This window comes from Amycolatopsis sp. NPDC021455, assembly GCF_040640995.1.
In the GTDB taxonomy this organism is placed as follows: domain Bacteria; phylum Actinomycetota; class Actinomycetes; order Mycobacteriales; family Pseudonocardiaceae; genus Amycolatopsis.
Map to the genome: position 1 here is coordinate 24,377 of NZ_JBFACT010000080.1, position 9,222 is coordinate 33,598.

General features: G+C 70.0%; 9 protein-coding genes. 5 read left to right on the plus strand and 4 right to left on the minus strand.

Features of this window, described 5'->3' with window-relative positions:
- Positions 1-723: 723 nt before the first annotated feature.
- The 4 genes from AB0G28_RS43310 to AB0G28_RS43325 all read right to left on the minus strand — a co-directional run bounded on the left by AB0G28_RS43310 (position 724) and on the right by AB0G28_RS43325 (position 4,859).
- Positions 724-1,680 (minus strand): SCO0930 family lipoprotein, encoded by a 957-nt coding sequence (locus tag AB0G28_RS43310; RefSeq protein WP_361103550.1) that lies wholly within the window; start codon positions 1,678-1,680, stop codon positions 724-726.
- Between the two features lie 54 nt (positions 1,681-1,734).
- Complete coding sequence (locus tag AB0G28_RS43315; protein ID WP_361103552.1) at positions 1,735-3,183, minus strand: DUF1996 domain-containing protein; 1,449 nt, start codon at positions 3,181-3,183, stop codon at positions 1,735-1,737.
- Positions 3,184-3,502: 319 nt separating this feature from the next.
- Complete coding sequence (locus tag AB0G28_RS43320) at positions 3,503-4,291, minus strand: zf-HC2 domain-containing protein (RefSeq protein ID WP_361103554.1); 789 nt, start codon at positions 4,289-4,291, stop codon at positions 3,503-3,505.
- Between the two features lie 7 nt (positions 4,292-4,298).
- Positions 4,299-4,859, minus strand: coding sequence for a sigma-70 family RNA polymerase sigma factor (locus tag AB0G28_RS43325; RefSeq protein WP_361103556.1), 561 nt, complete (start codon positions 4,857-4,859; stop codon positions 4,299-4,301).
- Between the two features lie 240 nt (positions 4,860-5,099).
- Between AB0G28_RS43325 and AB0G28_RS43330 the strand changes: the two genes are divergently transcribed.
- The 5 genes from AB0G28_RS43330 to AB0G28_RS43350 are packed head-to-tail and all read left to right on the plus strand — an operon-like array spanning position 5,100 to position 8,748.
- The gene (locus AB0G28_RS43330) at positions 5,100-5,693 is read left to right on the plus strand and encodes a hypothetical protein (protein ID WP_361103558.1); all 594 of its coding nucleotides are present in this window, start codon (positions 5,100-5,102) and stop codon (positions 5,691-5,693) included.
- On the plus strand, positions 5,677-6,471 hold the full coding sequence (locus AB0G28_RS43335; RefSeq protein WP_361103560.1) for a DUF4142 domain-containing protein: 795 nt from the start codon (positions 5,677-5,679) through the stop codon (positions 6,469-6,471). The genes AB0G28_RS43330 and AB0G28_RS43335 overlap by 17 nt, the downstream gene beginning before the upstream one ends.
- Positions 6,464-7,081: a ferric reductase-like transmembrane domain-containing protein gene (locus AB0G28_RS43340; protein ID WP_361103562.1), complete on the plus strand. Its 618-nt coding sequence runs from the start codon at positions 6,464-6,466 to the stop codon at positions 7,079-7,081. The genes AB0G28_RS43335 and AB0G28_RS43340 overlap by 8 nt, the downstream gene beginning before the upstream one ends.
- A 1-nt stretch (position 7,082) precedes the next feature.
- On the plus strand, positions 7,083-7,313 hold the full coding sequence (locus AB0G28_RS43345; protein ID WP_086865695.1) for a ferredoxin: 231 nt from the start codon (positions 7,083-7,085) through the stop codon (positions 7,311-7,313).
- Positions 7,306-8,748 (plus strand): FAD/NAD(P)-binding oxidoreductase, encoded by a 1,443-nt coding sequence (locus AB0G28_RS43350; protein WP_361103564.1) that lies wholly within the window; start codon positions 7,306-7,308, stop codon positions 8,746-8,748. Before AB0G28_RS43345 ends, AB0G28_RS43350 begins: the two co-directional genes overlap by 8 nt.
- The last annotated feature ends 474 nt before the right edge of the window (positions 8,749-9,222 follow it).

Below are 9,222 nucleotides of genomic sequence, written 5' to 3' on the forward strand. Positions count from 1 at the left end.
GGAACTCGCGTGTTTGGAGGGGCATCTCGCGTGATCGGGGAGGCATCTCGCATGACTAGCGGGGCATCTCGCGTGATTGGAGAGGCATCTCGCGTGATTGGAGAGTCGACTCGCGTGACTGGAGAGTCGACTCACGTGACTGGAGAGTCGACTCACGTGACTGGAGAGTCGACTCACGTGACTGGAGAGTCGACTCACGTGACTGGAGAGTCGACGCGTACCTGGAGAGTCGGCTCGCGGATCTGGGGGGTCGGTTCGCGTGATCTGGGGCGGAACTCGCGTGATTCGGGACGGAACTCGCGTGGGTGGGGGCGGAACTCGCGTGGGTGGGGGCGGGACTCGCGTGGGTGGGGGCGGGACTTGCGTGAGTGGGGGCGGAAGTTGCGTGAGTGGGGCGGGACTTGGGGGCTGGGTGGGGAGGAGTTCCGGCGCGGTGGACTGGGGGGGGTGAGGTGGAGGGAAGTGTCCACCGGGCCGGAACTCGCGGGCGGGAAGTGGCTCCCGCCGGTTTCCTCCTTCGCTGACCCGGCCGTGGCCGGATCGGGGGGTGGGTATCCCGGCCCGGTGGACTGGGGGGTGAGGTGGAGGGAAAGCGTCCACCGGACCGGGGATCGGGAGCGGGACGGCACGTCCCGCGTTTCTCGGGGTGGTGCAACCGGCCCGGCGGACTGGGGGGGGTGAGGTGGAGGGAAGTGTCCGCCGGGCCGGGGTTCGTGGAGCGGGTCAGTACCCGCTGGTGGCCGAAGACGCCGTGACCGCCTGCCGGGTGTCGGGCCGGCGCGCCGGGTCGACCTTGCAGCCGTTGGGTTCCACGGCGTACCAGGTGTTCCCCGCGCCGTGGCCGTTCGCCTCGCCGGGCGCCGCGTCCTGGGCGTAGGTGTAGACGGGCCAGCCGCCGACGGTCAGCTGGCTGCTGCCGTCCGCCCGGCGGATGCGCCCGAGCAGGCCGGCGTCGATGCCGCCGGCGGCGGTGATCCGGCCGTCGGCCGGCACCGGTGGCCACTTCCGCGCGCAGGCTCCGTCGCAAGTGGACTTCCCGGAGTTCCGGCCGTCCTTGGTGAACAGGTAGAGCGTACGGCCGGCCCCGTCCGTCAGCACCGGCCCGAGCCCGCCGATGTCCGTGGTGCCCACGGTGGGGGCTGCGGCCGGTTGCGTGGCCGGGTCCCCGGCCGCTTTCTCCCCCGCCGGCGTGACCGGTGCCCAGTCCGCGCTGACGTTCCGGCCGAGCGCGACACCGGGGCCGGTGTCCTTGGCGTAGGTGTAGACGGGCTGCCCGCCGACGGTCACCTGCTTGCGGCCGTCCGCCCGGGCGACCAGGCCGACGAGCTGGCTGTCCACCCCGGCCGCCGTCACCGGGACGTCGGAGAGCAGCGGCGGCCAGGTCTGCGCGCAGGCGCCCACGCAGGTCGAAGGCGAGTTGGCCGTGTCCTTCGCGTAGCGGTAGAGCGTGTGTCCCTCGGCGTCGGCCAGGACCGCGCCCAGGCCTTCCACAGTGGACACCGTCAGCTGGGCTTGGCCGGCCTGGGAACCCGCCGGAACCGCGCTCGCCGGTTGCTGCGGCTGCGCGCCGAGCGCCAGCACGGCACCGGACGTGGCGTACGGGTTGGTCCCGCAGGCCGCGAGCAGCGCGAGAGCGGCGACGGTGAGCGGCAGGGCAGCGACCGGGCGAGCGCGGTTCATCGGAGGTTCTCCTTCCTGGGTGTCAGGTGGCCGGGTGCGGTTCGAGCACCGCGGTCATTCCTTGCAGGCCTTGCCGGAGTTGATGCAGTTGACCAGGCGGCCCATGATCTGCTTGCTCATCACGTTCGCGAAGTCGTCGTGGTCGGAACGCGGGTTGTGCTTTTCCTGGGCGAACGCATCCACTTTGTACTCGCCGTTCTGCTGGACGTCCAGCGGGACGTTGTACACCAGTGTGACCTGCAGCTGCGGGACGTTCTTGAAGCCCTGCGGGCACTTGCCCTGCTGGTTCGCGAACACGATGTGGCTGCGGTGGTCCTTGCTGTCGGTGTTCTTGCCGTCCCAGCAGTTCGGGAACGCGTGGATCCGCTCGACCTTGCTGCCCTTCGGGCAGATCGGGTAGAGGTCGGTCAGCCGGTCCTCGAACCCGGTGCACGTCCAGCTGGGCCGGGCGTTCTTCGGCCCGTTGGTGCTCTGCTTGGCGTCACCGTAGAGGATCTTCAGGCCGAGCGGCATCGCGACGACGTCCTGCGCGCCGCCGCCGATGAACTTCAGCGTCGCCGACTCCGGCTCGATGATCGTGCCGTCGTTGTCGCCGACCTCCTTGTTCGCACCCTGGATGCCGCCGAGCTCTTCCTGCTGCTGGCCCTGGTTCTGGTTGGCCTTGTCCTGGTTGTTGTTCTGGTTGTTCTGGTTGTTCTTGTTCTGGTCGTTCTGGTTCTGCTGCTGGTTCTTGTTCTGGCCCTGCTGGTTCTGGCCCTGCTTGTTTTGGTCCTGGTTGTTGTTCTGGTCCTGCTGCTGGTTGTTCTGCTGCTGGTTGTCCTGGCGACGCTGCTGCTGACCGTCCTGGTTCTGGTTCTGGTCACCCTGCTGCTGCCGCGCCTTGCCCGAGCGGCCACCGCCACCCTGCCCCTGGCTGTTGCGCTGGTCCTGCGCGTCCTTGGCGTCCTGGGCGCTCTTGTCCTCCTGGACGTCGCCCGTCTTGCCCTTCTGCTGCTGCTGGGCCTTCTGGTTCTTCTGCTCGTTCTGGGCCTTGTCCTCGCGGTCGATGCGGATGACCGGCCAGAAGTAGGCGGACTTGTCACCGTTCTTGCAGGTGGTGCCGCCGGCGAGCAGGCTCTTGAGGCTCGAGTCGGCGTTCGTGGTCAGGTTGCCGACGTAGTCGTGCAGGTGCTGCGCACCGTTCTTGATCCCCGGCTGGGCGATGAAGTTGTCGGGGTTCTGGTGCCCGCCGTCGGCGTTCGTTCCGCAGTTGACGGTGAAGGAACCCTGCGCGCCCTTCTTCTTCAAGGCCGCGTTGACGTTGTTGCCGGCGGGAACCTTGTTGATGTCGATGAAGAACGACGGGTCGGCGGGGTCCGCGCTGGCCTCGCCCGTGCGGCCCGCGGTCACGGCGACGGCGAGTGCGCCGACGGCGATCGCCAGGCCGATCGCACCCATCGCGATCTTGGTTCGGCGGGCAACGCGGTGTTTGCCCGTCACGGGGGGCCGAGAATTCCGGGCCATAGACTAGTTCACCTCGTTCGTTTTTCCGGGCGCGCGCCGTAAAGCGCGGCAGCCCGGGCAAGAACTACCGACAATGGAGATCTCAATTGCGCGGAACCTGCGGGGATGTCCGCACCGGGGCCTCCCGCCGGGTGTTCCGGCGGTGCTGCCCGGTGCGCCGGTTCCGGCGCGTCGGGATGCATCGGGGGATGCATTGGGGGATACGGACGCCGGTGCCCAGAGGTTCAAAAGCGACCGGCCCGTTATCTGTTCGTTATCTTCCGGGACGCAACCGGACAGCATTAACCCAGGTCACGGCGTTTTCGCGGAAGAAAGAGTTTCAGCGCTGCACGGAGACGAGCACGGAGCCGTCGTCACCGCGGACCTCGAACCGGCCGATCTGGTCCATCGCCAGGGAGATGGAACCCTGCAGCCGCAACGGCTCCGGCGAGCCGGGGATGCCGAACCCCTTGGGCGGCACCGACCAGCTGGAGACGACGCGTTCGTCGCCCGCCGTCGAAACGGCGACCAGCTGGCACTTCACCGGACCGACGATCCCGCGCAGCTCGAGGTCGACGCGGCTGCCCCACTCCACAGGGGACACGGTGACCACGGCACTGACGGCCGACCCGCCGCTGCCGCGGCCGTAGGTCTGGCCGCCACCGGGCTGGCCCGGGGCGCCGGCGGGCGGCGCGGTGGACGTCGCCGGGACGCTCGTCAGCGGCGGCGGCTGCTTGCCGCTCGGCGAGGCGAGGGCGCTGGGCGGGACGGCGTCGGCCGGCCGGACCGCGAGGGTCACCAGCGGGCCGGCGATCACGGCGGCAGCCGCCGCGGCGCCGGCGAGGATGCCGATCCGCTTGCGGCGGCGCCGCTTCACGGCGGCCTCTTCCATGAGACCGCGCAGCACCCGGGGCCCCGGCGAGAGGGTGCGCGGGCTGGGCGCGGGCATCGGGGGCTCCGGCCAGCTGCGTTTCACCAGGTCGAGGACGTCCGGCAGCTGGTAGAGCTCGATCAGGTCGAGCTGGCAGTGCGGGCAGTTCATCAGGTGGGCTTCGAACTGGGTGTTCTCGGCCTCGCTGAGCACGCCCAGCACGTAGGCGGCGACGTCGGTGTGTGCTGATCCGGCCACGCTCAGTTCACCCCCGCTCGCGCAGGGCCCGGCGCAGGGCGCGGACGGCGTGGTGGATACGGGATTTCACGGTGCCCGGAGGCACGCCGAGGGTCGCCGCGACCTCGTTCACGGTCCGATCGCGCAGGTAGGTCTGCTGGATGGCCTCCCGTTGCTCGGGCGAAAGGCCCTGCAACGCCTCGTAAACGATCATCGCGGCGAGCGTCCGGTCCGATTCGTCGGACACCGCGATCGCGTCGGATTCGATCTCCTCGATCTCCTGGGGCCGGGCACTGCGGCTGCGCCAGCCGTCGATCACGATACGCCGGGCGACCGTGAACAACCAGGCACGCAGCATCTCGGGCTGGCGGTCGAGCTTGTCGGCGTTCCGCCACGCCTTGATCAAGGTCTCCTGCACGACGTCTTCGGCCCACTGCCGGTCGTGGCCGGTCAGCCGCAGCGCGAACGCCATGAGGGACCCGCCGAACTCCTGGTACAGCGCCTTCGCCAGATCGTCGTGGCCGTCGCTGGTCTCGACGACGACTTCTTGATCTTCGACGGATCTCAGCGCTCGAGTGTGCCGTCCCACGCCGGACATCCTGGTGTGCCGGAGGCCCGGAGTCCAGTCCTTCGGGCCCGCAAACCGGGGGCAAAACTTTTTTGAACCGTTTCCGGACCGTGTCCGTATCCCCTACCGAAGACCCCGACCAGGCGTTGTCCCCCGCAACGCTCCGCATCCACTCCGGACCGAATGTCCACAGTGGATCTTGCGCGCGCTTTTCCGTTGCACTCCCGGCAACAGCGCGTAGTCATGCCCGACGGAGGAGCAGTGATCCGCATTCCCCGACCGGTGGTCGCCGCCGCCGTGTGCCTCACCGCACTCGCCTCGCTCACCGCCTGTACCGCCAGCGCCGCCACCACCCCGGGCGGCGGCTACGCCGGCATGCAGATGCCCGGTATGCAACAGCAACAAGGCCAGATCGTCCTGCCGATGCCGCAGGGCATCACCGCCGACCCGAACAACCCGGCGAAGAGCCAGCTCAGGGCCGCCAAGACCTTCGACCTCGGCCTCCTGCTCGTCGACGGGACCGGGTACACGATCTACCGCTACGACCGCGACACGCCCAAACCCTCCCGGTCGAACTGCAACGATGCGTGCGCGACCAAGTGGATCCCGGTCAAGGCCGGCGGCAACCTCGCGCCGATCGACGTCGACCAGTCGCTGATCGGGCAGATCACGCGCGACGACGGCACCCAGCAGCTCACCCTCGCCGGCTGGCCGCTGTACCACTTCACCGGTGACCAGGAACCGGCCGACACGTCCGGCCAGGGCGCCGACCAGGCCTGGTACCCGATCGCGCCGGACGGCAAGAAGATCACGTTGACTCAGGACGAGTGGAGGCAAAATGCGTTCGGCCTCTGAGTTCGCCGCGCTGGACTTCGATCCGCCGTCGGTGCTCGAGCGCTCCCGGCCGCTGGTCCGGATCCTGTTCGTGCTGGCCGCGGTACTGGCCCTGCTCGCGCCGGGTTCGACCTCGATCGCGCAGACCAACGCGGTGTCGGACACCGACGCCGTGCTGCTGACCAAGGTCCGCCAGGCCGGTCTGTGGGAGATGCCCTCCGGCATGATGGCGATGGAGAAGGGCAGCCCGATCGTCCAGAAGGTCGGCTTCGCGATCATGATGGACCACGGCCGCCTCGACGTCGCGACCCGCGCGCTGTCGCAGAAGCTCAACTCGCCGGTGCCCGATCAGCCCTCCGACGAACAGCGCGGCTGGCTCGCCGAAGAGATGGCCGCCTCCCCCGGCCCGGAGTTCGACCGCGTCTTCGCCAACCGGCTGCGCGCGGCGCACGGCCAGGTGTTCGCCGTCCTCGCGCAGCTGCGCGCCGGCACCCGCAACGACGACGTGCGGGCCTTCGCGACCGTCGGCAACCAGGCCGTCATGCGGCACATGACGATGCTCGAGAGCACCGGGATGGTCGACTACACCGCACTGCCGGCCCCGGTCGTCTCGACCACCGCGGCGCCCACCGGCATCCAGCTCGGTCTCGACACGTCCCAGATCGTCGTCGTCGGGGCGCTGTTCCTGCTGGTCGGCGGCGGTCTGTTCTACGCACTGCGCCAGATCAAGAGCAACCGTGGCCGCGCCAGGGCGACCAGCCGGCCGGCCACCGCGAGAGCAGGGGGCGGCCGTGGTTGAGGCCTGGCACGACGCGACGATCTTCCTCACCCAGCAGTTCCAGCCGAAGACCGACCCGGCGGCCCGTGGCCTCGCGGCTTTCGCGGCCCGGACGTCCTACGGGGCGGCGATGCTGACGCTCACCTGGGGCGTGCTCACCGCGACCGGCTGGATCCGCTCGGTCACCGGCCGGAAGGGCCTGCGCAGCACGCACATGGTGCTGGCCACCGCGACCATCATCTTCGGTGCCGTCCACGCGCTGGGCTTCACCTACCTGACGGTCCAGCCGTACAGCTTCGCCTACATGTTCATCCCGTTCGGCTCCGGCCAGGAAGCGCGCCACATCGCGGGCATCGTCGGCTTCGAGGTCATGTTCGCCATCTTCCTGACCGCGGGCCTGCAGCGCTTCACGTCCTACCGGCGCTGGCTGTGGCTGCACCGCTGCGCGTACCCGGCGGTCGGGCTCATCGCGATCCACTCCTGGTTCGGCGCCATCGCCAACGGCCACCTCTCGGTCACCTGGCTGGGCGGCATCACGCTGCTCGTCCCGGCCGTGACGGTGTCGATGCTGCGGTTCATGCCGGCCCGGACCCTGGAACGCATCGGTCTCGTGGAAGAGCAGGTGGCCTGACATGCCCTTCCGTTTGCCCGGTAGCGGGCCCCGGATCAGCGTCGACAACGACCGCTGCGAGCTCTACGGCATCTGCGCCATGGAGGCGCCGGACGTGTTCGACCTCGGCCAGGACGGCCGCCTGCGCTTCCACACGCGGCTGCTGGACGAAACCACCATGGAACAGGCGAAGATGGCCGCCCGCTGCTGCCCGATGCAGGCGGTCGTGATGAGAGGGGACCTCGATGGCTGACGGCGACCGGATCGTCATCGTCGGTGCGGGCGTCGCCGGGCTGCGTGCCGCGGAACGCTTGCGGGAACAGAAGTTCGACGGCGAGATCGTGCTCATCGGCGACGAGGCCCGGCGGCCCTACCACCGGCCGATGGTCTCCAAGGCGCTGGTGATGGGGACCGAACGGCCCAGCGACGTGGGCCTTTCGCACTACCTGCCGGATCTCGACGTCCACTGGCGCCTCGGTGCGCGGGTCACGCACCTCGACACCACCGAGCGGGTCGTGCACCTGCCCGGCGGCGAATCCCTCTGGTACGACGGCCTGATCGCCGCGACCGGCGTCTACCCGCGGCACCTGCCCGGGGCGCCGCGGCACGACCCGCGGGTGCGGATCCTGCGCACGGTCGAGGATTCGATGGCGGTGCGGCGCTGCCTCAACGCCAGCAAGAAGCCGGCCGTCGTGATCGGCGCGGGCCTGATCGGCAACGAGTTCGCCGCGAGCATGCGGCACATCGGCCGGGACGTCACCCTGATCGGGCACGCGAAGGCGCCGCTGCACCGCTTCGGCGACCGCGTTTCGAGCGGCATCGTCGAGGCGCACCACGAGCACCGCGCGAACCTGGCGATGCGGAGCGAAGTCCGGCACTGGATCAGCACGAAGGACACCGTCGGGCTGCACCTGACGAACAACCAGCTGCTGGTCGCCGCCGTCGTCGTGCTCGCCATCGGCAGCGTCCCGTCGGTGGACTGGATGCGCGGCTCCGGCCTCGACATCAGCGACGGCGTCCTGTGCGACTCCAAGCTGTTCGCCGAGGGCGCTTCCGACGTCGTCATCGCCGGTGACATCGCGCGCTGGCCGAACCTGCGCTTCGACGAGACCCCGCGGCGGGTCGAGCACTGGATCAACGCCGTCGAGTCGGCCCGGCACGCGGCGGACAACCTGCTGATGGGCCACTCCAGCGCCATCCCGTTCACCCCGCTCCCCCGCGCCTGGTCGACGCTGTACGACACGCGGCTGCAGATGTGCGGGATGCCGTCGCTGGCCGAGGACACGGTGTCGCTGGCCGACGGCATCACCGGCTTCATCCGCGACGGCAGGCTCGTCGGCATCTCCGCGTGGGACAAGCCGCGGGCGATGCTCGACTGGATGCTCGAACTGGACCGCAGGCTGCCCGCGCCGGACTACGTGCCCGAGCCGGAGCCCGCGCCCGTCGCGGAGGTCCCCGAGGTCCCGACGGTCGACCCGGCCATCGCCGCGCTGGCGGCCGACGTGCCGACGGAGTTCGACAGCGGCTTCGACCACCAGGCCTTCGAGCGCGAGTTCGAGAGCGAGTTCGCCAACGACATCCCCACGACGGCGTTCCCCGCTCAGTCCCTGCCGGCCCCGCCGACCACGGCGTTCGCCGCGCAGCCCGCGGGCGCGCTGCCGACGATGGCCATCCCGATGGGGAGGTAGAGAAGCCGGGACGGGGCTGCGCGCGGCGGCCACCGTCCCTTGCCGGCCACCACACCCCCTCCGCGGCTGGGTGGTGTGGTGGCCGGCCCCCAACGTCCCCCTGCCCGCCTCGCGTCTGGAACGGACCGAGCGCCCGGCGGGCCAGGAGAGGGCCATCCCGAGGGAACCCGACGCCCCCGGGGTGGCCTTCTTCCGGCGCACCGGGCGGGGGCCCGGGGTCGAACGGGCCGTGGCGGCCTTGCGGTGGAAGGGTATGCCGCCGGAAGGGCTTCACGGTCTGCTGCACCGGTGCACGGCCGTCCCGGGGGCAACGGGAACCCCCGGGACGGCTCCACCTGTCCCTTGTGGACATTCGGCGCCGAGGCGGACGTCCTGAACGACTCGTTCAAGTCAGGAGATTTGCAGAACCTATCGGTAATGGGACAACGCCCGCGGGTGACTCCAACCCCGCGCGCCCACCCACGGGGAGGTTGA

What these genes read in the sequence shown, in the direction of transcription:
- AB0G28_RS43350 (WP_361103564.1), top strand. Translation starts at nt 7,306, where the DNA reads ATGGCTGACGGCGACCGGATCGTCATCGTCGGTGCGGGCGTCGCCGGG.
- AB0G28_RS43345 (WP_086865695.1), top strand. Translation starts at nt 7,083, where the DNA reads ATGCCCTTCCGTTTGCCCGGTAGCGGGCCCCGGATCAGCGTCGACAAC.
- AB0G28_RS43310 (WP_361103550.1), bottom strand. Translation starts at nt 1,680, where the DNA reads ATGAACCGCGCTCGCCCGGTCGCTGCCCTGCCGCTCACCGTCGCCGCT.
- AB0G28_RS43315 (WP_361103552.1), bottom strand. Translation starts at nt 3,183, where the DNA reads ATGGCCCGGAATTCTCGGCCCCCCGTGACGGGCAAACACCGCGTTGCC.
- AB0G28_RS43335 (WP_361103560.1), top strand. Translation starts at nt 5,677, where the DNA reads ATGCGTTCGGCCTCTGAGTTCGCCGCGCTGGACTTCGATCCGCCGTCG.